This is a genomic window from Streptomyces sp. NPDC002896, assembly GCF_040295225.1.
Classification (GTDB): Bacteria; Actinomycetota; Actinomycetes; order Streptomycetales; family Streptomycetaceae; genus Streptomyces.
Map to the genome: position 1 here is coordinate 409,837 of NZ_JBEOVA010000007.1, position 22,023 is coordinate 431,859.

General features: G+C 70.7%; 22 protein-coding genes. 11 read left to right on the forward strand and 11 right to left on the reverse strand.

From position 1 onward, the window contains the following. Positions 1-126 precede the first annotated feature (126 nt). Both ABT009_RS15705 and ABT009_RS15710 read left to right on the forward strand, forming a co-directional pair. A complete protein-coding gene (locus ABT009_RS15705) occupies positions 127-978 on the forward strand; it encodes a helix-turn-helix domain-containing protein (protein WP_351293840.1) in 852 nt (283 codons plus the stop codon). Between the two features lie 8 nt (positions 979-986). Next, positions 987-1,193: a DUF397 domain-containing protein gene (locus ABT009_RS15710; RefSeq protein WP_351293843.1), complete on the forward strand. Its 207-nt coding sequence runs from the start codon at positions 987-989 to the stop codon at positions 1,191-1,193. Here the strand turns inward: ABT009_RS15710 and ABT009_RS15715 are convergent, their stop codons facing one another. After that, positions 1,194-1,598 (reverse strand): hypothetical protein, encoded by a 405-nt coding sequence (locus ABT009_RS15715; protein WP_351293846.1) that lies wholly within the window; start codon positions 1,596-1,598, stop codon positions 1,194-1,196. Between the two features lie 101 nt (positions 1,599-1,699). Here ABT009_RS15715 and ABT009_RS15720 point away from each other — a divergent pair, with 101 nt between their 5' ends. Next, positions 1,700-1,822: a hypothetical protein gene (locus ABT009_RS15720; protein WP_351293849.1), complete on the forward strand. Its 123-nt coding sequence runs from the start codon at positions 1,700-1,702 to the stop codon at positions 1,820-1,822. A 13-nt stretch (positions 1,823-1,835) separates the two neighbouring features. Here the strand turns inward: ABT009_RS15720 and ABT009_RS15725 are convergent, their stop codons facing one another. Further along, the gene (locus tag ABT009_RS15725) at positions 1,836-2,735 is read right to left on the reverse strand and encodes an aminoglycoside phosphotransferase family protein (RefSeq protein ID WP_351293851.1); all 900 of its coding nucleotides are present in this window, start codon (positions 2,733-2,735) and stop codon (positions 1,836-1,838) included. 193 nt (positions 2,736-2,928) lie between these two features. Here ABT009_RS15725 and ABT009_RS15730 point away from each other — a divergent pair, with 193 nt between their 5' ends. Continuing rightward, positions 2,929-3,645 (forward strand): transglutaminase domain-containing protein, encoded by a 717-nt coding sequence (locus tag ABT009_RS15730; protein WP_351293854.1) that lies wholly within the window; start codon positions 2,929-2,931, stop codon positions 3,643-3,645. A gap of 11 nt (positions 3,646-3,656) precedes the next feature. Here the strand turns inward: ABT009_RS15730 and ABT009_RS15735 are convergent, their stop codons facing one another. The 3 genes from ABT009_RS15735 to ABT009_RS15745 all read right to left on the reverse strand — a co-directional run bounded on the left by ABT009_RS15735 (position 3,657) and on the right by ABT009_RS15745 (position 6,524). Then, positions 3,657-4,214 (reverse strand): flavoprotein, encoded by a 558-nt coding sequence (locus tag ABT009_RS15735; RefSeq protein ID WP_351293857.1) that lies wholly within the window; start codon positions 4,212-4,214, stop codon positions 3,657-3,659. Positions 4,215-4,315: 101 nt separating this feature from the next. Continuing rightward, a complete protein-coding gene (locus ABT009_RS15740) occupies positions 4,316-5,752 on the reverse strand; it encodes a HAMP domain-containing sensor histidine kinase (RefSeq protein ID WP_351293860.1) in 1,437 nt (478 codons plus the stop codon). A 1-nt stretch (position 5,753) separates the two neighbouring features. Then, positions 5,754-6,524: a response regulator transcription factor gene (locus ABT009_RS15745; protein WP_351294016.1), complete on the reverse strand. Its 771-nt coding sequence runs from the start codon at positions 6,522-6,524 to the stop codon at positions 5,754-5,756. 242 nt (positions 6,525-6,766) lie between these two features. On the opposite strand from ABT009_RS15745, the gene ABT009_RS15750 reads away from it, so the two are divergent. Beyond that, on the forward strand, positions 6,767-8,494 hold the full coding sequence (locus tag ABT009_RS15750; RefSeq protein ID WP_351293863.1) for a hypothetical protein: 1,728 nt from the start codon (positions 6,767-6,769) through the stop codon (positions 8,492-8,494). Between the two features lie 35 nt (positions 8,495-8,529). On the opposite strand, the gene ABT009_RS15755 is transcribed toward ABT009_RS15750, so the two are convergent. The 3 genes from ABT009_RS15755 to ABT009_RS15765 all read right to left on the reverse strand — a co-directional run bounded on the left by ABT009_RS15755 (position 8,530) and on the right by ABT009_RS15765 (position 11,082). Next, positions 8,530-9,246: an FMN reductase gene (locus ABT009_RS15755; protein ID WP_351293865.1), complete on the reverse strand. Its 717-nt coding sequence runs from the start codon at positions 9,244-9,246 to the stop codon at positions 8,530-8,532. Further along, positions 9,243-10,352, reverse strand: a complete 1,110-nt coding sequence (locus ABT009_RS15760) for an LLM class flavin-dependent oxidoreductase (RefSeq protein WP_351293868.1) — start codon at positions 10,350-10,352, stop codon at positions 9,243-9,245. Before ABT009_RS15760 ends, ABT009_RS15755 begins: the two co-directional genes overlap by 4 nt. Positions 10,353-10,455: 103 nt before the next feature. Then, positions 10,456-11,082: a TIGR03086 family metal-binding protein gene (locus ABT009_RS15765; RefSeq protein WP_502989880.1), complete on the reverse strand. Its 627-nt coding sequence runs from the start codon at positions 11,080-11,082 to the stop codon at positions 10,456-10,458. Positions 11,083-11,171: 89 nt separating this feature from the next. On the opposite strand from ABT009_RS15765, the gene ABT009_RS15770 reads away from it, so the two are divergent. Beyond that, positions 11,172-12,014, forward strand: a complete 843-nt coding sequence (locus ABT009_RS15770) for a DUF6597 domain-containing transcriptional factor (RefSeq protein WP_351293870.1) — start codon at positions 11,172-11,174, stop codon at positions 12,012-12,014. Positions 12,015-12,082: 68 nt separating this feature from the next. On the opposite strand, the gene ABT009_RS15775 is transcribed toward ABT009_RS15770, so the two are convergent. After that, positions 12,083-12,565, reverse strand: a complete 483-nt coding sequence (locus ABT009_RS15775; RefSeq protein ID WP_351293873.1) for a hypothetical protein — start codon at positions 12,563-12,565, stop codon at positions 12,083-12,085. A gap of 299 nt (positions 12,566-12,864) precedes the next feature. Here ABT009_RS15775 and ABT009_RS15780 point away from each other — a divergent pair, with 299 nt between their 5' ends. Next, positions 12,865-13,635 (forward strand): SDR family NAD(P)-dependent oxidoreductase, encoded by a 771-nt coding sequence (locus ABT009_RS15780; RefSeq protein WP_351293876.1) that lies wholly within the window; start codon positions 12,865-12,867, stop codon positions 13,633-13,635. A 195-nt stretch (positions 13,636-13,830) separates the two neighbouring features. Next, positions 13,831-15,036 carry a cytochrome P450 gene (locus ABT009_RS15785; protein WP_351293879.1) on the forward strand — a complete coding sequence of 402 codons (1,206 nt, stop codon included), beginning with the start codon at positions 13,831-13,833 and terminating at the stop codon, positions 15,034-15,036. Between the two features lie 83 nt (positions 15,037-15,119). Here the strand turns inward: ABT009_RS15785 and ABT009_RS15790 are convergent, their stop codons facing one another. Then, positions 15,120-16,313 carry an RtcB family protein gene (locus tag ABT009_RS15790; protein WP_351293882.1) on the reverse strand — a complete coding sequence of 398 codons (1,194 nt, stop codon included), beginning with the start codon at positions 16,311-16,313 and terminating at the stop codon, positions 15,120-15,122. Between the two features lie 189 nt (positions 16,314-16,502). Between ABT009_RS15790 and ABT009_RS15795 the strand changes: the two genes are divergently transcribed. From ABT009_RS15795 to ABT009_RS15805, 3 genes are all read left to right on the forward strand, one after another. Beyond that, positions 16,503-17,357, forward strand: a complete 855-nt coding sequence (locus ABT009_RS15795) for a DUF3558 domain-containing protein (protein ID WP_351293885.1) — start codon at positions 16,503-16,505, stop codon at positions 17,355-17,357. 236 nt (positions 17,358-17,593) lie between these two features. Next, the gene (locus ABT009_RS15800; protein WP_351293888.1) at positions 17,594-18,430 is read left to right on the forward strand and encodes a DUF3558 family protein; all 837 of its coding nucleotides are present in this window, start codon (positions 17,594-17,596) and stop codon (positions 18,428-18,430) included. Between the two features lie 180 nt (positions 18,431-18,610). Next, complete coding sequence (locus tag ABT009_RS15805) at positions 18,611-20,107, forward strand: DUF2637 domain-containing protein (RefSeq protein WP_351293890.1); 1,497 nt, start codon at positions 18,611-18,613, stop codon at positions 20,105-20,107. Between the two features lie 63 nt (positions 20,108-20,170). On the opposite strand, the gene lysS is transcribed toward ABT009_RS15805, so the two are convergent. Further along, positions 20,171-21,895: a lysine--tRNA ligase gene (gene lysS, locus ABT009_RS15810; RefSeq protein ID WP_351293893.1), complete on the reverse strand. Its 1,725-nt coding sequence runs from the start codon at positions 21,893-21,895 to the stop codon at positions 20,171-20,173. Positions 21,896-22,023 lie beyond the last annotated feature (128 nt).

Consider the following 22,023-nt stretch of genomic DNA (forward strand, 5'->3'; position numbering starts at 1 on the left):
GCGTTCCGCAGCGTGTGCGACGCGTCACCGACGGTATTTCCTAACTTTAGGAAGATGCAACCCGCTGGCGTATTCTGCCCCTCGAACGGGGCACGCCCGATGGGCAGCTGAAGCAAGGAGGGGCTCATGCCGCCGAAGAGGCACCTCACGGCCCGCAGAGTGCGGCTGGGTGCTGAACTGCGGAAACTACGCGAGGCAACGGGCATGAAGGCCCGGGAAGCGGCTTCGCTGCTCGGGGCCGACTCGGTCCAGATCAGCCAGATCGAGTCCGGGGTCGCAGGCGTGAGCGCTGAACGCGTACGCCGTCTCGCAGCCCATTACGCCTGCGTCGACGAGGCGTTGGTCGAAGCCCTGGCGGCGATGGCAACCGATCGGACTCGGGGCTGGTGGGAGGAGTACCGGGGAGTGCTTCCACCGGTGTTCCTAGACGTCGCCGAACTGGAGTACCACGCGACGTTCCTGCGGGAAGTGGTCATCACGCATGTCCCCGGGCTTCTACAGACCGCCGACTACGCCCGGGCGGTCTACTCGTACATGGTTCCCGGGCTGCCCGAGAGCGAGCTGCAGCCCCGGGTGGAACACCGGATGAGGCGACGAGCCGTCATCGAAGGCGACAATCCCACGCCGTACGAGACGATCATCCATGAGCTCGCCTTGAGGATCCGCGTGTCGGATCGAGGCGTCGCCCGTGCTCAACTCCGGCAAATTCTGGAAAAGATCGAGCACGGCCACGCCACTGTGCGCGTCATCCCCACCGACCAGGACGGCTTCGCCGGTGCCGGAGCTTCGATGATGTGCACGGGCGGTCTGGTGCCCCAGCTGGACACCGGCCTCCGCGACGCTCCCACGGGCACAGCGTTCATCGACGCCGAACCCCAACTGAAGAGGCTTCGAACACTGTTCCATAAAGTGGAGAAGGCGTCGCTGGACCCCATGGCGTCGCGGGACTTCATCCACCAGTTGTCGAAGGAACTGTGAGGCGCCCCATGGATCAGGCATTGCACTGGCAGAAGTCGACCTTCTCCGATGGCGGCGACGGGAATACCTGCGTGGAACTGGCTGCCACCGAAAGCTGGTTGATCTGCATCCGCGAAAGCGACACCCCCACCACCCGCCTCACCACCACCCTCACACCCCTCGCCAACCTCATCCTCGGCATAAAATCCGGCAGGCTCACCACATCTCCGGTGTAATCAACGCGGAGAAACGGTGCTCGGCGACGGCACGTCGTGTGACTGGGGCATTGCCGCGACGGTCTGAGGCTTGGGGTCACTGCGGTGAGTCCACAGGAGAGCTCCTCCGAGCAGCACGGTAGCTCCCACCAGCCAGGGCACCGGGCCCGGCGACAGGGCGCCGGCGACCACTCCGGTGACTGCGCCCGTCAGTTGGAGGGCGAGGGACTGAACAGACAGCGCGGTGGCCCGGCCTGAACGTGCGACCCGGCGGTGCAGGAGATCATTCTCGCTCGGCCCCGCCGCACCGAGCCCGAGATAGACCAGGCCGTAGCCGCTCGCCGCGACGGCCATGGAGACTCCGCCCGCGAACGCTACGGTGATGCCGAGCAGAAGCAGGCCGCCCGCGCTGACGCCAAGGCTCAACAGGACAGCACGCTCGCCGCTGCCTGCGAGCGGCGGGCCACACCTCAGTGGCTCGCGAGGGCGTCCGTTTCGCGCGGCGGAACCGGCCCACTACCGGGCGGATGCTCAGGACATCATCGACGAGGCTCGACGCCCGCCGTAACGCGATCTACCGGGCCGTGGAGAAGGGCGGCCCCGCCGCCTACGCGGTACGTCATGACCGTATCGAGCGCACCTGGCCCTGACAGTCAGCCGGGGTCAACGCGAACCGTCTCCCAGAACCTCCGCCAACGCCCGCGACGCCTGGTGGATCATCCCCGGGTTCGTGTCCCAGTAGTACGGCAGTGCCACCACTGCCTGGAAGAGGGCCCAGCCGCGGCCGCGTAGCCAAGAGGCGTCGTCGACAGCGAGTTCGGCTTGGTAGCGGGTGCGACTGTCGTCTGTGAAGACGTTCCAGGCAGGCAGCAGGTCGCACGCGGGGTCGCCCACGTTGAGGGTTCCGAAGTCGATCACCGCGGACAGGCGGCCGTCGACGACGATGAGGTTGCCAGGCAGCAGGTCGCCGTGTAGCCAGACCTCTTCGCCGTCCCATGTCGGGGCGGCCAGCGACTCCTCCCAGGAGCGGAGGGCGGCCGCGCCGTCGATTCGGTTGCCGAGCTGTTCGATCGCCTGGCGGACCCCATCGTCGTGTTCCGCGAGTGGTCCGCCTCGGCCGCGGGGAGGGCGCGGAGGGGCTCCTGTCGTGTCGATCTCGCGCAGCGCCTTCACGAAGGCCGCCAGATCGACCGCCGCCCGGTCCAGGTCGTCGATGGTGCCGTTGGCGTTCTCGCCGGGCAGCCACTCGTACACCGACCAGTCGAAGGGATAGCCCTCCGCCGGGTGTCCCATCGCCAGCTGCACCGGCAGGGCGAGCGGCAGGTGCGGCGCCAGCCTGGGCAGCCACTCCGCCTCCCTCGCCGCCTGCTCGGTGGCCCACCCGATGCGGGGCAGCCGAACCGCCAGGTCGTCGCCGAGCCGGTAGATGTCGTGGTCCGTCCCGTACGACGCGACCGGCTTGATCGGCAGATCGGCCCACTGGGGGAACTGCCCTGCGAGCAGGCCGCGTACGAGCTCGACGTCGGTCTCGATTTCGTCGGCGTGCATTTTGTTAGCGCCCATCGCGGGCAGCATCGGCCAACTGCCCTGCCATCGCAAGCGAGTTTTGCGTCCGCCGCCCCTGGACCTGCGTGTGATGATGGACGAAGCGGCAGCCGTACAGCGTGGGGGTGGGCGCGTGACCAGTCGCTTGCTTATGCCATGTCGGCGCGCGCATGTGCGTACGGAAGAAGCGGACCTACGGGATTCCGTGCGCGTGGGCGGTTCCGTGCAGCCCACCGCGATCCTTGACTGGGAACATCCGGTCGTCGCAGCGCTTGCGGCCCGCGTGCGGCGGGAGGCGGACGCGCGTGGCTCGGCCGGTCCGCGCGAGTTGTTGCAGGTCGCGCACGGGATCATCGCGCGCGGCGTGCGTCCCGTGTACTCGGTCGAGGAACGGCGTCGGACCTCGCGAACGCTCCGGATCGGACGCGGCTCGTGCAGCCAGCGGATGGCGGTGCTGGAGTCGGTCGCGCGGGCGCAGGGTGTGCCGACGCGCGTACGAGGACTGCTCGTTGACGGTGCGTTCTGGTATCCGCGCTTTCCTCGGTTCAAGCCGCTTGTGCCGGAGCAGGTGCTGCTGGCCTGGCCCGAGTTCCTGCTGGAGGGGGAATGGGAGCCGATCGGCGAGCTGTTCGGGAGCCTGGCGGAGCTCAGCTGCTCCGGGGGCGGTGAGTTCACGAACCGGGGCGGTGAGACCCTCTTCGACGCCGTGGCCCGTACTGCGGTGGACTGGGGCGGGGCGGAGGGCTGCGGTATGTCGGGCGGCGGCGGGTGCGACCTGTCGGCGCAAGTAGTGGTGGATCTCGGGTACTTCGACTCCCGCGACGAACTCTTCGCGCGCCACGGCCAGACGCTGTGCTTGCCGGCGCGCAGGCTCAGCGAACCGGTGCTCGGCCGCTGGGGCGCGGGCGCGAGCAGCACCACGGCCTGAGCGCACCCTGATCAGGGGCGGGCGCGACCAGTCCCACGCATCGCGAGCAGGTCCAGCACCCGCTCCCAGCCGAACCCGTCCGTGCCGCCCTCGTGACGGTCACCGAACAGAACACCCATCCCGCTCAGCCTTGCCACGCTCTCCTCATACGCGGGATGCGCGGCCAGCCCGTCGCTCACGCGCGGCAGAACCGCGATCGGGACGCCGAGGCCGGACGCCTCGCAGAGGGTGCCCAGCGCGAGCGTGTCGGCTATCCCGGCAGCCCACTTGTTGATCGTGTTGAAGGTGGCCGGCGCGACCGCGATGGCGTCCGGGTCGGGGAACGGCCGCGGATCACCCGGCGAGCGCCAGGCCGACCGGATCGGGTAGCCGGTCTGCGCCTCGATGGCCACCGCGTCGATGAAGCCCAGTCCGAGCGGCGTGGCGATGACACCGACAGCCCAGTTCCGTTCCTGGGCCGCGGTGATCAGTTTGCTGACGTCCTCGGCGATACCGGCGGCGCAGACGACGACGTAGAGGAAGGGCTTGTCGGGCTGCTGGGCCGACTGCTGATCCGGCTGCTGGGTCACGTGCGGGCTCCCGGTCGAACGGACGAGACGGTTCACACCACCCTGCCGCACCGAGACGTCGCACGGATGCCCTGTTCACACAGCGGCCTGACCATCACTACTCACACAGCGGCCTGACCCCGTTTCCCCACCGTGAACCCGATCACCGCCCCGCCCCCCGCCCGTCGACGCGCGAACGGGATGCCGCCGTGGGACGCGGCCACCTCACGGACGATCGACAGGCCGAGGCCGGAGCCGGGGAGGCCCCGGGCGTCGGGGGCGCGGTAGAAGCGGTCGAAGACGCGCGGCAGGTGCTCCTCGGCGATTCCGGGGCCGCGGTCGCGTACCTCGACGCGAGCGGTGCCCCCCGCGTCCGCCGCTCCGGTGACGACGATCTCGATGGGAGCCGAGCCTCCGGGGTCGAACTTGGCGGCGTTCTCCACGAGGTTGGAGACCGCGCGCTGGAGGGCGGCAGGCCGGCCCTCGACGACCGTGCCCGCCATGTCGCCGGCGGCCACCTGCACGGTGACGACCCGGCCCGTACGGCGTCGGGCCGCCCCCGCGACGTCTTCCGCGACCTCGCCGAGCGCCACCTCCACCACCGGTTCGTCGTCCTGCTGGCCGGCGGCGAGGTCCACCAGCTCGTTGACCAGGTCCGTCAGTTCGCGGGACTCCTCCGCCAGGTCCGCGACGAGTTCCTCGCGCGCCGCGGGCGGCAGCTCGTCGATACGGCGCAGCAGCGAGATGTTCGTACGCAGGGATGTGAGCGGCGTACGGAGTTCGTGGCCCGCGTCCTGGACGAGGCGCCGCTGGTCGTCGACGGACTGGGCGAGCCGCCCCAGCATGCGGTCGAAGGCGCGGCCGAGCCGGCCCACCTCGTCCCGTCCGGCGACCGGCACCTGGGTGTCGAGGCGCCCGGTGCGCGCCACGCCCTCGGCGACGTCGGTCAGCCGTACGAGGCGGCCGGTGATCCGCCGGGCCAGCCACCAGCCGAACAGCCCGGCGGCCACGACGATCGCGGCGACCAGGACGACCGTGCGTTTCTGCAGCTCCGTGAGCAGGTCTTCCGTGTCGCTGAACTCCTGGGCGACCTGCACGGCGCCCCGGCCGCCGCCGAGCGCCACGGTCGCGACCCGGTACTGGTCCTCGCCGACCTCCACCTCGTCGTGCACCGCCTTCGTACCGGCCTTCCGGGCGTCGGCGGTGCTCCGGTCGTCCGCGCCGACGGGCAGGGGCGGGCTGCCCTTGTCCACGACGTGCCCGCCCGGCCCGAGCACCTGGACGTCGGTGCGCGTGGACCTGATCAGGTCGTCGCGCGGGCCGTCGTGGTCCGGGTCCGCCGACGTGAAGTCCTCGGGTGTGAGGGCGCGGTGCCTCACCTCCTCCTGCAGACCGCGGACGACCTCGTCGAACACCGCCCGCTGGTCGACGCGGACCAGCCGGGCCGCCGCGTCGTAGCTGAGGAAGCCGATGAGCACGGTGACGGCCGCGGCCACGGCCGCGAACGACACCGCGAAGGTGGTGCGCAGGGAGGACGGCGGCCGGCTCCCGGGGAGCATCTCAGTCCTCTCTGAGGACGTAGCCGACTCCCCGCACCGTATGGATCAGCAGGGGCCGCCCCGGTTCGTCCATCTTGCGCCGCAGGTATCCGACGTACACGGCGAGGTTCTTGGAACCGGGGCCGAAGTCGTAGCCCCAGATGCGGTCGTAGATCGTCGAGTGGTCGAGGACGATGCCCGTGTTGCGGGCGAGCAGTTCCAGCAGGTCGAACTCGGTCCTCGTCAGTTCGAGCTCACGCGCGCCGCGCCAGGCGCGCCTGGCCAGCGGGTCGATGCGCAGGTCTGCCACCGTCACGACCTGGCCGTCCTGGGCGGCGCGGGCGAGAACCTCGGGTACCGGCCGGCCGTCGGGTGCGAGGGGCTGGGACCGCTCCCCGGGCGGAACCGTGCCGCCTCCCCCGGCCGCGAGCGTGCCGGTCCCGGTGCGTCGCAGCAGGGCCCGCAGCCGGGCGAAGACCTCGTCCACGTCGAAGGGCTTGACCACGTAGTCGTCGGCGCCCGCGTCCAGGCCCGCGATACGGTCCGCCGTCTCCACGCGCGCGGTGAGCATCAGGATCGGCGTACGGTCGCCCTCCGCGCGCAGCACGCGGCACACCTGCAGGCCGTCGATGCCCGGCATCATCACGTCGAGTACGAGGACGTCCGGCTTGCCGCGATGCGCCTGGGCGAGCGCCTCGACGCCGTCGGCGACCGCTGTGACCTCGTATCCCTCCAGCGTGAGCGCCCGCTCGAGGGCATGCCGGATGGCGCGGTCGTCCTCGGCCAGCAACACGGTGTGGCGCGCGGACTCGCGAGCCGGCTCGGTAGCGGGTTCGGGCGCCGACTCGGATGCGGGTTCGGTCGCGGTGTGGGGCACGGGCCCAGTGTGCCAAGACCACCGGCCGATACGTCCTGACGAGCGCCCCTGCGTTCCCCTTCTTACCGGGCTCTCACCCCGGACGGTGGGCCGGCTTACCTCCGGCGGCCAGGGTGTGCCGTGGCGAAGAGCGGCCGACGCTTGCGGGGAGGGGCGGTATGAAAACGCGGCACGTCAGGACGAGGTACAGGGCGGGAGTCAGGACGGGGTTCGCGGCCGGGACCGGCGGCGACGCGAGCGCAGGCCCGACCACGAGCGTGCGCGTCGACCACGTACACCTCACCCCCCTCACCGGTCGGACCGCAACCGTCACGGCACCCGCAGGCCAGGACAGGACAGCCGCCGACCCGACCGGCCGGGCGGGCGGGAGGCGCCGTCTACGGTTCCCCTTCGCGCTCCGGCGTCGGCCCGCACCCTGGCTCGCTCTCGTCGCCCTCACATACGCCACCGTCCAGCTCACCGCCGTCGTCCCGCACATCGGGCACGTTCTCGGCTGGGACGAGACCGTCTACGTCTCGCAGGTGGACCCGCGCAACCCCGCCGCGTACTTCAGCGCCCCGCGCTCCCGCGGTATGAGCATGCTGGTGGCGCCCGTGCTCGCCGTGACGTCGGACCCCTTCGTCCTGCGGATCGTGCTCGCGCTGCTGTCGGCGGCCGCGCTGTACGGCGCGTTCCGGATCTGGCGGCCCCTGGTCGGGCGGGGCACGACGGCGCTCGCCGCGCTGCTGTTCGCGGGCCTGTGGACCACCGAGCTGTACGGTCCGGAGGCCATGCCCAACCTGTGGGTGGCCCTGGGCGCGGTGGCCACGACGGGCTGGTTCCTGCGGACAGCGCCGCGGGTGCGGACACGGACGCCCGGGCAGCGGTATGCGCCCCGGTGGATGGCCCTCTGCCTGGCCGCCACCGCCCTCGTACGCCTGCCGGACGCGGGCTGGCTCGCGCTACCCCTCCTCGGCACGGCGCTCCTCGTACGCGAACGGCGCCGCGCGCTGCCCTGGCTGCTCGGCGGGCTCGCCGCGGGCGGGGTGCAGTGGGTGGTCGAGGCGTACCTCCGGTTCGGCGGTATCCCGCAGCGGCTGCGCGTCTCCGGCGCCACCGAGGGCGGGATGAGCCCGCACCTCAACCTCGGCAACGCATGGCGCGCCCTCAACGGACCCGAGTTGTGCCGACCCTGCACGGTCCCGCTGCGCCACCCGGAACTGACCGTCTGGTGGCTGGCGTTGCCCCTGCTCACGGCGGCGGCCCTCGTACTCGCGTTCGCGGACCGCCGCCGCGGCAGGAGCGACACCGACGCGCGAAATCCGTGGCCCGCCAGGGGCGCCCGTCCGTTCGCGGTCACCGCCGTCCCCGTGGCCTGCGCTGCGTCGCTCGCCGTGCCCTATCTCTTGCTGCTGGGCTACTTCGCCCCGCGCTTCCTGCTGCCGACGTACGCGCTGCTCGCCCTGCCCGTCGCGGCACTGCTCATCCGGGGTGCGCGCACCGGGACCCTTCTCACGGCCGTCGTCGCGCTGGCCGTCGCGGGGCAACTCGGCTCCCAGTACGCGGTGCTCGAGCGGCTGGCAGCGGAGACGGCCGCCGTCGACCACCGCTACCAGGCGGCCGCCGACGACCTGCACACCCTCGGGTTGCACGCCCCGTGCCTGGTCACAGGCCCGCGAGCGCTCCCGGTGGCGTACGACGCGGGCTGCGCCTCCGCCGAGACGAGCGGCAACAACCGGTCCGTCACCACCCGGGAGCTACTGCACATGGCAGATCGGCAGCCGACCGTCGTACTCACCGCGGGCGGCCACCGTCCGGCGCGATACGCGCTCGGCTGGACCGCCCACGTGTTGCCGGGCACCGGTGGCCGGACGGCTTGGCTGGCCCCGTCGGCATCGAGTCGTTGACGGACACACGCGGGCGGGACGCCCTCCACACCCTCTTACATCGCCCGCAGGGCCGCCAACTGCTGCTCGAAGGGGATCACTTCGAGCGGCCCGTCGGCCGCCGATCCGCCGACCGGCCCACGGGCGGACGTACTCGTCCCTGCGGCGCTCTCCCCCTCCGCCCGCCTTCGGGCGGACGGCACAGAGGCGGTGGCGGCAGGCGCGGTGGCGGCAGACACGGGCCCGACCGCCGACGCCGTCGCCCCGGCCAGCGCCGCCAGCTCCGCACCCGCCCGTTCGATACGGGCCGCGAGACCGTCCGCGCCCCAGTCCTCGGACGCGGCGTACACCGCCGTCGGCACGACGACCGCCCGCAGATACGCGAACAGCGGACGCAGCGCGTGCTCCAGGACGAGCGAGTGGCGGGGCGTGCCGCCGGTCGCCGCGATCAGGACCGGCTTCCCGGCGAGTGCGTCCTTGTCGATCACGTCGAAGAACGACTTGAACAGGCCGCTGTAGGAAGCGGTGAAAACGGGCGTGACGACGATCAGGCCGTCCGCCTGCGTCACCGCGTCGATGGCGCGGCTCAGCGCCGGGCCGGGGAAGCCGGTGACGAAGTTGTTCGCGATCTCCACGGCCAGGTCGCGCAGTTCGACGACCTGGGTTTCGGTGTCCGCCGGGAGCCGTTCCGCGGTCGCGGCCGCGAGCCGGTCGGCCAGCAGCCGGGTGGATGACGGGACGCTCAGTCCGGCCGATACGACGACGAGCTTCATGCCTTCGTCACCTCCTCCTCGTTCTTCCGGTTCTCCTGGGCGGTGGCAAGCAGGGACTGGTGCGTCGGCGCGTCCGGCACATCGGCCGGGCGGCCCTTGGCGAACTCCTTCCGCAGCACCGGCACGACCTCCTCGCCGAGCATGTCGAGCTGCTCGAGGACGGTCTTGAGCGGCAGACCCGCGTGGTCCATCAGGAACAGCTGGCGCTGGTAGTCGCCGACGTAGTCGCGGAAGGACAGGGTCCGCTCGATGACCTGCTGCGGGGAGCCGACGGTCAACGGGGTCTGCTCGCTGAAGTCCTCGAGCGAGGGCCCGTGCCCGTACACGGGCGCGTTGTCGAAGTACGGCCGGAACTCGCGCACCGCGTCCTGCGAGTTCTTACGCATGAACACCTGGCCGCCGAGGCCGACGATGGCCTGCTCGGGGGTGCCGTGGCCGTAGTGCGCGTACCGCGTGCGGTAGAGCTCGATCATCTTCTGGGTGTGCTCCTTCGGCCAGAAGATGTTGTTGTGGAAGAAGCCGTCGCCGTAGTACGCGGCCTGCTCCGCGATCTCCGGGGAGCGGATGGAGCCGTGCCAGACGAACGGCGGGACCCCGTCGAGCGGCCGAGGCGTCGAGGTGAACGACTGCAGCGGCGTACGGAACCGGCCTTCCCACGTCACGACGTCCTCGCGCCACAGGCGGTGCAGCAGCGCGTAGTTCTCGATGGCGAGCGGTATGCCCTGGCGGATGTCCTGTCCGAACCACGGGTAGACCGGGCCGGTGTTGCCGCGGCCCATCATCACGTCGACCCGGCCCTCCGCCAGATGCTGGAGCATCGCGAAGTCCTCGGCGATCTTCACCGGGTCGTTGGTGGTGATCAGGGTCGTGGAGGTGGAGAGGATCAGCCTTTCCGTCCGGGCGGCGATGTAGCCGAGCATGGTCGTCGGGGACGACGGGACGAACGGCGGGTTGTGGTGCTCGCCGGTCGCGAAGACGTCGAGTCCGACCTCTTCCGCCTTGAGCGCGATCGCGACCATCGCCTTGATGCGCTCGTGCTCGGTCGGTGTCCGGCCGGTGGTCGGGTCGGGGGTGACGTCGCCGACGCTGAAGATGCCGAACTGCATGACTGATCATCCTTCGCAGGTTGTTGACGATTCAACTACACCTGCGAAACGGTACGCGGCCCGGGGGTATTCCCGGGCCGGTGCCCGGACCTCGGCGCGCGGCCTACGGACGGTTCCAGCCCGGATCGCGCCCCGTCTCCGCCAGCAGCCGTTCGAAGTCGGAGGCGCCGTCCGGCACCGGGACCGGATCGGCGAAGAAACCCATCTTCCGGGCCGTGGGGGCCATGTCGGCGACGGCCTGGCCGAGCGTGTGCAGGACGCCGGTGGCCGCCGGGTCCGGGCGGTACTCCTGGCCGGTGGCGCGCGCCAGGTCCCAGACGTGCACCGTCAGGTCCAGCAGCACCATGCAGCCGACGGTGCGTGCCGGAAGGCCCATCGCTCCCGTGGTGCCCTCCTCGGCGCCGGGCGCGGACCACGCGGCCACCAGCTGCTTCGTCTCCTCGGCGAACCGCTCGCGCCAGTCGGCACCGGCGCCCACGTGGTCGGGGGTGTGGCTGAAGTCCGCGGACTTCTTGGCCGCCAGCGCCTGGAACTGCACGACCACATGGAAGAGGTGGTCGACCAGCTCCCGGACGTCGTAGTCGGCGCAGGGGGTACGGGCCGTGAGCTGGTCGTCGGTGATGGCCCGGACGACCGGGACGGCTCGTTCGGCGGCGACGCCGAGGAGCTCGCCGACGGGGTCGCTGTCTGCAGGCTTCGTGTCCATGTCGCTCTTGTCCATGTCGCTCATGAAGGGACCGTACGAGCGGGCGGACGGGCGTGGCTTGAAGAAACGCGACAGCAGCCCGCCGGGGCCGGGGCGCCACGTACGATCCGGCCATGGCCGCCACGCCACGCCGCGACACCCGGGGCATCGTCGACGCCTCGGGGCTGATGTCCCGCGTACGTTTCCGACGCCACCTGCCCGCCGAGCCGCTGCGCCCCTTCCTGGAGCACTACTGGCTGATCGACTGGGACCTGCCCGAGCCGTACGCCACGCACGTGGTGCCGCACCCGTCCGTGAACGTCGTCTTCCAGCGGTACGCGGGCCGCCCGCCGTTCGGCGAGGTCGCGGGCATCGGGCTCGACTTGTTCAGCCAGAAGCTCGAGGGGCGGGGGCGGGTCTGCGGGGTGCAGTTCCGGCCCGGCGGCTTCCGGCCCTTCGCACCGCAGCGGGCGGTGGCGGACTTGACCGGGCTGCGGCTGCCCCTCGAAGACGTGTTCGCGGACGACGGCGACCCCGGGGCTTTGAACGGGGCCCTGGAGGCCGTCCTCGGGCCGGACGACGAGCACGCGCGCGTGGCCGCTCTCGACGCGTTTCTCCTGCGGCTCGGTCCGCGGCCCGACCCGCAGGCGGACCTCGCCATGGCCCTGGTCGACCGCATCCGCAGCGACCGCACGATCCGGCGCGTCTCCGCCTTCGCCCGGGCGGAGGGCCTGTCGGTACGGGCGCTGCAGCGGCTCTTCGCGGCGTACGTCGGTGTGGGACCGAAGTGGATCATCCTTCGGTACCGGATCCACGAGGCCCTGGAACGGGCCGAGTCGGAGCAGGCCGGGCGGGCCGGGCAGGCCGTGGACTGGGCCGCCCTCGCTTCGGACCTCGGCTACGCCGACCAGGCCCACCTCGTCCGCGACTTCACGGCGACGGTGGGGGTGCCGCCCACGGCGTACGGGCGGGGCTGACGGCTGCTTCCGGCCCCGCGGTCCGCGGTGGGGCTGACCGCTGCCTCTTCTGACCGCGCAAGCCGCGGTCAGAAGTAGTAGGAGTCCCCGGTGTCCAGCGCCAGCACCTTGTGCCGGTCGTTCTGCGGGTTCTTGTCCCGTGCTCCGCCGTTCCAGACCGTGTCGATCTGGAGGGTCACCTCGGAGGGCGCGCCCGCGAGACGCACCGCGATCACCATCCGCCGGCCCCAGCTTCCGGCCGCGAGCGCGCCGGTGCGGCACAGCACCGTGCTCGCCCCGGCCCGTGCGCACTGGTCCGGCAGCTGCTGAACGTTCGCGAGGGGCGACGACCAGCGCAGCCGGACGGTGGCGTCGGTCACGCCCGACGGGCCGTGGTTCTGCGGGGTCAGCCAGAGGCCGATCTGGCCGTGCACCATGGCGACGTAGCCGTGGTAGGCCATGTCGGCCTCGGGGGCGCCGGTCGCCGTGGGGGCGGCCGTCGCGGGGGCGGCCGCCCCCATGACCATCAGCGCGCCGGCGCCGGCCGCGCCCAGTGCCCGCAAGATCCGCATTGCAGCTCCTCCGCCTCGCGCCCCAGCCCCTAGGTCATCCCGATATATGCCACGTACGGCCCGGCCAGGTGCCGCCCAAACAGGTGACGGCCGCCGTCCCAGTGCCGGTGGCGCCCCAAGCCGCGACGCACCCGCCGTCGTGGGTTGTGCCCACCCTCCCCCATCGCCCTGCGGAACGCCTGCCCACAACGGGGAAGGGAGCGGCCCACGGATTGGACGCCCGCACGAGCCCTCCAGCAGCCCGCCTATCCTGTCTGCCGGACCGATGTCCCAGGTATCCGAGGCCGAGGAGCAGCCCCATGACCGCCGTGAACGCCGCCGCCCGCACCGCCGTCGTCACAGGTGCCAGCAGCGGAATCGGCGCCGCGACCGCACGGCAACTGGCCGCGGCCGGCTTTCACGTCGTCCTCACCGCACGCCGCAAGGACCGTATCGAGGCGCTGGCGGCCGAGCTCATCGAGGCCGGTCACCAGGCGACGGCGTACGCGCTGGACATCACGGACCGCGCGGCCGTGGACGCCTTCGCCGCGTCGCTCGACCACGTCGAGGTGCTGATCAACAACGCGGGCGGCGCACTCGGCGCCGACCCCGTCGCCACCGGCGACCCGGACGAATGGCGCCAGATGTACGAGACGAACGTCATCGGCACCCTCCACATCACCCAGGCCCTGCTGCCCGCCCTCATCGGCAGCGGGGACGGCACAGTCGTCGTCCTCTCCTCCACCGCGGGCCACGGCACGTACGAGGGCGGTGCCGGCTACGTGGCCGCGAAGCACGCCGAACACGTGCTCGCCGAGACGCTCCGGCTGGAGATCGTCGGCCAGCCCGTCCGCGTCATCGAGATCGCGCCCGGCATGGTCAAGACCGACGAGTTCGCGGTGACCCGCTACCGCGGCGACGCCGACAAGGCCGCCAAGGTCTACGAGGGCGTGGCCGAGCCCCTCACCGCCGACGACGTGGCCGACACCATCACATGGGCGGTCACCCGCCCCAGCCACGTCAACGTCGACCTCCTGGTCCTCCGCCCCCGCGCCCAGGCCTCCAGCACGAAGGTCCACCGGGAGCTGTGAGCCGGTAGGGCAGGGGACCGGACCGGTCCGGCCCCGTCCGGCTACTCCCACCGGGTCAATCAGGGCGCCCGGAGGTGTCCGGGGGCAGGCCAGCGCGTACAAGGCATATGCGGGGAAACGGCGAAGGCGGCTGTCTTCCGCCCGTCCATATGCGCGTCAGCCGCGCTCGTCGTCCTGGAACGGGAGTAGTACGCGATGACCGAAACCGGCAAAGCAATCAAATGTCCGTTCGACTTCAGCGAGGGCATGGAGTTCGATCCCTCCCTCGCCGCGTTCATGGAGCGCGATTCCATCGCCCGTATCCGGCTGCCGTATGGCGAAGGCGATGCGTGGCTGGTCACCGGGTTCGACGACGTGCGGCAGGTGACCACCGACAACCGGTTCAGCCGGGCGGGGATCATGGGGTACGACTATCCGCGGCTGACGCCGGAGCCGATCGTCTCCCCGGAGTCGATCAACGTGATCGACCCGCCGCGCAGCAGTCGGCTGCGGCACCTGGCGTCGCAGGCCTTCACCAACCGGCACGTGGAACGGATGCGCCAGTCGATCCTGGGGCTCACGGACGACCTGCTCGACGAGATGGCCGAGCAGGGGCCGCCGGCGGACCTGGTACGGCATCTGTCGGACCGGCTCCCCCAGCACACCATCTGCGAGGTGCTCGGGATCGCGCCGGAGGACCGGCCCCGGATGCAGGAGTACGCGCACCAGCTGCTCTCCACCGGCCCGGACAGCCGTGAGACCGCTGCGACCGCCAAGGCGGAGCTGCGGGAGTACTTCGGCGGGCTGGTCAGCGAGCGGCGGAAGGCCCCGGGCGAGGACCTGATCAGCGCGCTGGCCGCGGCCAAGGACGGCGAGGACGCACTCGACGACCAGGAACTGGCCGTCATGTGCCTCACGCTGATGCTCAGCGGCCACGACACCGCCACCTGCCAGATCAGCGACATCTCCTATCTCCTCCTGACCCGCCCGGAACTGATGGAGCAGCTCAGGACACGGCCGGAGACCCTGACCGCCGTCCTCGACGAGCTGCTCCGCTACATCCCGTTCCGCAAGGGCGTCGGCATCCCCCGGGTGGCGCTGGAGGACGTGGAGATGGGCGGCGTGAAGATCCGCAAGGGCGACTTCGTCCATGTGTCGTATCTGACGGCCAACCGCGATCCCAAGCGGTTCCCGGACCCCGACACCATCGACCCGAACCGGCCCCCCACACCGCATATGACCTTCGGCTGGGGCGGCCACCGGTGCATCGCCGCGCCGCTGGCGATGGCGGAACTGGAGGTGGCCATCGGGCGGCTCGTGGAGCGGTTCCCGGGGCTGCGGCTCGCGGTGCCCGCGGAGGAGGTGCGCTGGGACACGGAGACCATCCGGCGCTTCCCGATCGAGCTGCCCGTGGCCTGGTAGGGCCTTCGTAGAACCCCGCAGGGCCCCGGAACGGCACACGTTCCGGGGCCCGTCGACGGTCGGACGCCAAGCGCCCCGGGCCCTCAACCCTTGACGCAGACGACCTGCTTCAGCTTCGCCACCACCTGCACCAGATCCCGCTGCTGGTCGATGACCTGCTCGATCGGCTTGTACGCACCCGGGATCTCGTCCACCACACCGGAGTCCTTACGGCACTCCACGCCCCGAGTCTGCTCCTCCAGGTCCTTCGTCGAGAAGCGCCGCTTCGCCGCGTTGCGGCTCATCCGCCGCCCTGCGCCGTGCGAGGCCGAGTTGAACGCCTTCTCGTTGCCGAGGCCCTTCACGATGTACGAACCGGTGCCCATCGAGCCCGGGATGATGCCGTAGTCGCCGGAGCCCGCGCGGATCGCGCCCTTACGGGTCACCAGCAGGTCCATGCCGTCGTACCGCTCCTCCGCCACGTAGTTGTGGTGGCAGGAGATCTCCGGCTCGAAGGTGACCTTCGCCTTCCTGAACTCCTTGCGGACGACGTCCTTCAGCAGCGCCATCATGATCGTGCGGTTGTACTTCGCGTACTCCTGCGCCCAGAACAGGTCGTTGCGGTACGCCGCCATCTGCGGGGTGTCCGCGACGAAGACGGCGAGGTCGCGGTCGACCAGGCCCTGGTTGTGCGGCAGCTTCTGGGCCACGCCGATGTGGTGCTCGGCGAGTTCCTTGCCGATGTTCCGGGAGCCGGAGTGCAGCATCAGCCAGACGGCACCGTCCGTGTCCGTGCAGACCTCGACGAAGTGGTTGCCCGATCCGAGCGATCCCATCTGCTTGGTCGCCCGGTCCTGACGGAACCTCACCGCTTCGGCGACCCCGCCGAACCGCTCCCAGAAGTCCTCCCACCCCGCGGTGGCGAACCCGTGCAGCCGTCCCGGATCCACCGGGTCGTCATGCATGCCCCGCCCGACCGGAATCGCCTGCTCGATCTTCGACCGCAGCCGCGACAGGTCGCCCGGCAGGTCGTTGGCCGTCAGCGAGGTGCGGACCGCCGACATCCCGCAGCCGATGTCCACGCCGACCGCCGCCGGGCACACCGCGTCGCGCATCGCGATGACCGAGCCGACCGTCGCGCCCTTGCCGTAGTGGACGTCCGGCATGACGGCGAGACCCTTGATCCACGGGAGCGTGGCGACGTTCTGGAGCTGCTGCAGTGCGACGCCCTCCACCGAGGCCGGGTCCGTCCACATCCGGATGGGCACCTTCGCCCCCGGAACCTCCACATACGACATGACGTCCCCATTCCCCCGTAGTTGAAAAAAGCGAAAAAAGCCCGTAATCGCAAATACCGGAGCCAAGGTCGACAAAAGGGATACCGGACCGGCGTCCACGGCAGTGCGTGCGATACACATTGTGTTCACCGGCCGCCCAGGGGCGGCAACCGAATATCACTTCACAGTCGCCTCGAGAGGAGCCATCACGTGCAGCGGAAGGCGTACGTACCAGGCGTTGCCGCGCTCCTCGCGGCACTGCTCGCCGGCTGCACCGGCAGCTCCGGCCTCGACGAGGAGGCAGCCGACGCCAAGTCGGGGGCGACGGGCACCTCGGCCTCGGCCGCCCAGCCCGGCAAGTACCGCACGCTTCCCGAGGCGTGCGGTGCCATCGACCACAACACGCTGGACTCGCTGCTGCCCGGCATAAAGGAGACGGCGGACAAGGAGCAGCAGGAGAAGGCGTACGACGGCACGGCCACCGTGACGTACGACACGGACCGGCGCGTGGGCTGCGGCTGGAAGGTGGAGTCGGCGGACGCCACCCACCATCTCCACGTCGACTTCGAGCGTGTGGTGTCGTACGACACGACGGTCAGCGACGACACCCGTGCCGAGGAGGTCTTCGCCACGAAGGAGGAGGCGGCTGACCTTCCGGAGATCGCAGATCCCCGCGACGAGAAGGCGAGTTCATCGCCCTCGGCATCGGCATCGGCCTCCGCATCGGACGCCGGAGCCTCCTCGTCCGACGCGGCATCCGACTCGGCATCCGGCTCGGTGTCCGACTCCGCCTCGGGCTCCGCGTCCGCGTCCTCGTCCGCCGAACTCGAGCCGCGCCTCCTCGACGGTCTGGGGGACCAGGCGTTCATCGACGACGTCCTCAGCACGTCCACCTCGACCGCCCGGCACCGCACCGTGACTGTGGCGTTCCGCACGTCGAACGTGATCGTGACCATCGAGTACGACGAGCAGTCGGCCGTCGCGACGGAGGTCCCGGACAGCGCGGAAATGCAGGACAGGGCGCAGAAACTGGCGCAGAAGCTCGCCGAGCGGCTCGCCGGCTGACGGCCGCTCGGGGGCTGTCGGGCAGGTGCCGGGGCTCGGGCGAAGAGGAGCCGCCCCCGCCGCGTTCGGCGTAGCGTGGCCCACCGGGCCGGCCTGCCTCCGGGACAGGTCTGCCCACCGGACCGGCCTGCCGAAGGGGCCGGAACCGGTACGCCCACCGGACCGACTGCCCGATCTGCACGATTCATGAGCTCCCTCCGGCTCACGCCGGGAGGTATCTCCAGAGTGAAGGAACCATGCACCGACCAGCACAGCGACTCATCCGCATACTTGCCTGCGCAGCCGCCGCACCGGTGATCCTTGCCGCCTCCGGCTGCTCCTCCGACTCCGGCTCCGGGGACGACGGGGCGAAGGAGTCGGGTGCGAAGGCCTCGGCTTCGGCGTCGGCGGGCGACGCGGGCGCGAGCGTGAAGGCGGCGGCGTACGACTCGCTTCCGGAGCCCTGCAAGGTGCTGACGAAGAAGACGCTCGACGAGCTCGTGCCCAAGCGAGAGGACAAGTCGGGCAAGGAGGGGAAGTCGGACGACACATCCCTCCGCTCCACCTGCTCCTGGACCAGCCTCGACAACAACGGCGTCAAGGGCTCGCAGTTCCGCTGGCTCAATGTGGCGCTGCTGCGCTTCGAGTCGGACGCGACCCGCGGCAGCGGCGACAAGCTCGCGCAGCAGTACTTCGACAAGCAGGTGAAGGACGCGCAGGGCACGCAGGACGCGAAGAACGTCAAGTCGGAGCCGGTGCAGGGCGTGGGCGACGAGGCGACGGCCGTGCGCTACGACCTGAAGAAGAAGGAGGGCTCCTTCAAGCAGCAGACCGTGGTGACCCGCGTCGAGAACGTCGTCGTGACGCTGGACTACAACGGTGCGGGCCTCGCGGGCGAGAAGACGCCGAGCGCCACGGAGCTGCTGAAGGACGCTCAGAACGCCGCCAAGCAGGCTGTGGAGGCGGTCGTCGAGGCCAACAGCACATCCTCGGACGGGAACGGCACCTCGTCGGCGAAGCCCAGTGACGGGTCGTCCGGCAAGACCACGTCCAAGGAGTCGGCGTCGCCCAAGGCGTCCAAGAGCAGCAGCTGACGCCACCCGAAAACACTTGCTCGTGCAGAGCCTTCGGCGGAGCCCGGTACGGTGCGTTGACCGGGCTCCTGCCGTACCGGAAACCCGCCGTTCGCATCCATGTGCCAGGCTGTTCCGCGCAACAGGCCGAACAATCTTCCGCGTAACAGGCCGAAGAGTGGAGCAGGGAGGGGAGTGCGGGTGGCCGCGCCCATTCAGCTGACGCGTTTGCACCGGATTCTGATCGCAGTCGTGGTCACCGGTGCCGTCATCATCGCCGGTATCGGTTTCGCCGGCTCGTACGCGGCCGTGCGCGAGCTCGCGATCCAGAAGGGCTTCGGGAAGTTCAGCTACGTCTTCCCGATCGGCATCGACGCGGGCATCTGCGTCCTGCTGGCCCTGGACCTGCTGCTCACCTGGATCCGTATCCCGTTCCCCATGCTGCGCCAGACGGCGTGGCTGCTGACGGCCGCGACGATCGCGTTCAACGGCGCGGCGGCCTGGCCCGACCCGCTCGGTGTCGGCATGCACGGCGTCATCCCGATCCTCTTCGTCGTCGCGGTCGAGGCGGCCCGGCATGCGATCGGCCGGATAGCGGACATCACCGCCGACAAGCACATGGAGGGCGTCCGCCTCACCCGCTGGCTGCTCTCCCCCCTCCCCACCTTCCTGCTCTGGCGCCGCATGAAGCTGTGGGAGCTGCGCTCCTACGAGCAGGTGATCAAGCTGGAGCAGGAGCGGCTGGTCTACCAGGCCCGGCTCCGCTCACGCTTCGGCCGCGCCTGGCGCCGCAAGGCACCGGTGGAATCCCTGATGCCACTGCGCCTGGCCCGCTACGGCATCCCACTCGCCGAGACGGCCCCAGCAGGCCTGGCAGCGGCGGGAATCGAGCCGGCCCTACTGCCGCCGGCTCCGGCGCAGGAGTACCGGGAGCTGGAGCCGGGTGGCGCCGCGAGCGGCCGCGCTGCAGCCGCGGCACCGGCCCCCGCTCCCCCTGTGGGCAATCGGGCCGCTGGGGCGGCACCGGTGGGCACAGCAGCACCCGACGACGGCAATCTCGTCGAACTCCCGGGCAACCACGACGCACAGCACCTCGAAGAGCTGGCGGCCCAGGAAGAGGCCAGCCCCTGGTTCGCACCCCCACAGCACCCCGCCGCATACCAGGGCGGCTACGACGCGTCGTACGCCCCCTCCTACGACCCGGCCTACGTCCCGGAGGAGCAGTACGAGGACTGGTACGAGGACCAGCAGCAGCCCGCCGCCGAGGCGCCCCCGCAGGAGTCCGGCATCCGCATCCCCGCAGGCCCGAACCGCACCCGCCCCCTGGGCGGCGCGGCCCCGGGCCCGGTCGGCGGCCACGAGGTGGCGATCCCGGCCCCCCGCGCGGAGCAGCAGCCGCTGCAGACGGAGGAGGACATTCCGAACCCGGATCCGGACGCGGACGCCGACGCGGCCGCCCAGGGCCCGGGCCTGCCGGACGACGTGTCCCGCGAGGAGGCCTACTTCGCCGCGTTCCGGAAGTACGTCAACGAGCACATGGACTTCCCCAACGCCCGCCAGTTCGGCCTCTACCTGATGGACCTGTACGGCGTGACGGGCCAGTCGGGCGGCCCGCTCACGGAGAACACCCTGCGCCCGTACATCCGCGACTTCCGCACCCGCTACCAGCAGGAACTGGACGCGGAGCACATCGCGTAAGAACCGCGAAAGGGGGTGCCCCGGTTATCCGGGGCACCCCCTTTCGCATGAGCCAAGCAGCCCTCAGCCGCCGAGCAGCTTCCGAACCCGGTCCGCCCCGACCGCAAGCAGCAGCGTCGGCAGCCGCGGCCCCGTGTCACGGCTGACCAGAAGCTGGTACAGCAGCGCGAAGAACGACCGCTGCGCCGTCTTCAGCTCCGGCGTCGGCTTGGCGTCCGGCTCCAGACCGGCCAGCACCTTCGGCACGCCGTAGACGAGCGAGGTCAGGCCGTCCAGCGACCAGTGCGAGTCGAGGCCCTCAACGAGCAGCCGCAGCGACTCCCGGCCCTGCTCGTCCAGCGAGGAGAGCAGCTCCTTGTCGGGCTCGTCGCGTACGACCGTGCGCTGCTCGGCCGGGACCTGGGTGTTGATCCACGTCTCGGCCTTGTCGTAGCGCGGGCGCGCCTCGTCGAGCGACGTCAGCGGGTTCTCCGGGTCCAGGTCGGACAGGATGCGCAGCGCCTGGTCCTGGTGGCCCGCGGTGATGTCCGCGACGGAGGCGAGCGTCCGGTACGGCAGCGGACGCGGCGTACGCGGCAGCTCACCCGCGGCCGTGCCGACCGCGCGCGCGTACGCGGCCGCGTCGGCCGGCAGCACGGAGCCGTCGGCCACCTTGGCGCCGAGCTTGTCCCACTCGTCGTACAGCCGCTGGATCTCCTGGTCGAAGGCGATCTTGAACGACTGGTTGGGGCGGCGGCGCGCGTACAGCCAGCGCAGCAGCTGGGGCTCCATGATCTGCAGCGCGTCGGCCGGGGTAGGCACGCCGCCCTTGCTGGACGACATCTTCGCCATGCCGCTGATGCCCACGAACGCGTACATGGGGCCGATCGGCTGCTTTCCGCCGAAGATCCCGACGATCTGCCCGCCGACCTGGAACGACGAGCCCGGGGACGAGTGGTCGACACCGGACGGCTCGAAGATCACGCCTTCGTACGCCCAGCGCATCGGCCAGTCGACCTTCCAGACCAGCTTGCCGCGGTTGTACTCGGAGAGCCGGACCGTCTCAGAGTGACCGCACTGGCACACGTAGGCCAGTTCGGTCGTGTCGTCGTCGTACGCCGTGACCGTCGTGAGGTCCTTCTCGCACGCGCCGCAGTACGGCTTGTACGGGAAGTAGCCGGCGGAGCTGCTGCCGTCGTCCTCGGCCGCGGCGCCCGACCCTTCGGCGGCCTCGAGCTCGGCCTCGTCGACCGGCTTCTGGGACTTCTTCGCGGGGGCCTTCTTGGTCCGGTACTGGGCGAGCACGGCGTCGATGTCGGCGCGGTGCTTCATCGCGAACAGGATCTGCTCACGGTAGACACCCGACGTGTACTGCTCCGTCTGGCTGATCCCGTCGTACTCCACACCCAGCTCGGCGAGCGACGCGATCATCGCGGCCTTGAAGTGCTCGGCCCAGTTCGCGTACGCGGAGCCCTTCGGCGCCGGGACCGAGGTCAGCGGCTTGCCGATGTGCTCGGCCCACGACTCGTCGACGCCGGGGACGCCGAACGGCACCTTGCGGTAGCGGTCGTAGTCGTCCCAGGAGAGCAGGTGGCGCACGGTGTACCCGCGGCGGCGGATCTCGTCGGCGACCAGGTGCGGGGTCATGACCTCGCGGAGGTTGCCGAGGTGGATCGGGCCGGAGGGGGAGAGTCCGGACGCGACGACGACCGGTTTGCCAGGCGCGCGACTCTCCGACTCGGCGACGACCTCATCCGCGTAACGGGAGACCCAGTCGGTGGTCTCGGTGCTCTGAGCCACGATCGGCACGTCCTTCTTTCTGATACGCCAGTACAGCTGACCGATACATTCTCCCAGCTCCGGCCGCAACCACGAAAACCGCTTTTCAACCGCATTTCCTCGCGTGGGATACTGGCCGGGTCTATCTGAACCTCGAG

What these genes read in the sequence shown, in the direction of transcription:
- ABT009_RS15705 (WP_351293840.1), top strand. Translation starts at nt 127, where the DNA reads ATGCCGCCGAAGAGGCACCTCACGGCCCGCAGAGTGCGGCTGGGTGCT.
- ABT009_RS15710 (WP_351293843.1), top strand. Translation starts at nt 987, where the DNA reads ATGGATCAGGCATTGCACTGGCAGAAGTCGACCTTCTCCGATGGCGGC.
- ABT009_RS15720 (WP_351293849.1), top strand. Translation starts at nt 1,700, where the DNA reads ATGCTCAGGACATCATCGACGAGGCTCGACGCCCGCCGTAACGCGATC.
- ABT009_RS15725 (WP_351293851.1), bottom strand. Translation starts at nt 2,735, where the DNA reads ATGGGCGCTAACAAAATGCACGCCGACGAAATCGAGACCGACGTCGAG.
- ABT009_RS15740 (WP_351293860.1), bottom strand. Translation starts at nt 5,752, where the DNA reads ATGCTCCCCGGGAGCCGGCCGCCGTCCTCCCTGCGCACCACCTTCGCG.
- ABT009_RS15750 (WP_351293863.1), top strand. Translation starts at nt 6,767, where the DNA reads ATGAAAACGCGGCACGTCAGGACGAGGTACAGGGCGGGAGTCAGGACG.
- ABT009_RS15755 (WP_351293865.1), bottom strand. Translation starts at nt 9,246, where the DNA reads ATGAAGCTCGTCGTCGTATCGGCCGGACTGAGCGTCCCGTCATCCACC.
- ABT009_RS15760 (WP_351293868.1), bottom strand. Translation starts at nt 10,352, where the DNA reads ATGCAGTTCGGCATCTTCAGCGTCGGCGACGTCACCCCCGACCCGACC.
- ABT009_RS15765 (WP_502989880.1), bottom strand. Translation starts at nt 11,082, where the DNA reads ATGAGCGACATGGACAAGAGCGACATGGACACGAAGCCTGCAGACAGC.
- ABT009_RS15770 (WP_351293870.1), top strand. Translation starts at nt 11,172, where the DNA reads ATGGCCGCCACGCCACGCCGCGACACCCGGGGCATCGTCGACGCCTCG.
- ABT009_RS15775 (WP_351293873.1), bottom strand. Translation starts at nt 12,565, where the DNA reads ATGCGGATCTTGCGGGCACTGGGCGCGGCCGGCGCCGGCGCGCTGATG.
- ABT009_RS15780 (WP_351293876.1), top strand. Translation starts at nt 12,865, where the DNA reads ATGACCGCCGTGAACGCCGCCGCCCGCACCGCCGTCGTCACAGGTGCC.
- ABT009_RS15785 (WP_351293879.1), top strand. Translation starts at nt 13,831, where the DNA reads ATGACCGAAACCGGCAAAGCAATCAAATGTCCGTTCGACTTCAGCGAG.
- ABT009_RS15790 (WP_351293882.1), bottom strand. Translation starts at nt 16,313, where the DNA reads ATGTCGTATGTGGAGGTTCCGGGGGCGAAGGTGCCCATCCGGATGTGG.
- ABT009_RS15800 (WP_351293888.1), top strand. Translation starts at nt 17,594, where the DNA reads ATGCACCGACCAGCACAGCGACTCATCCGCATACTTGCCTGCGCAGCC.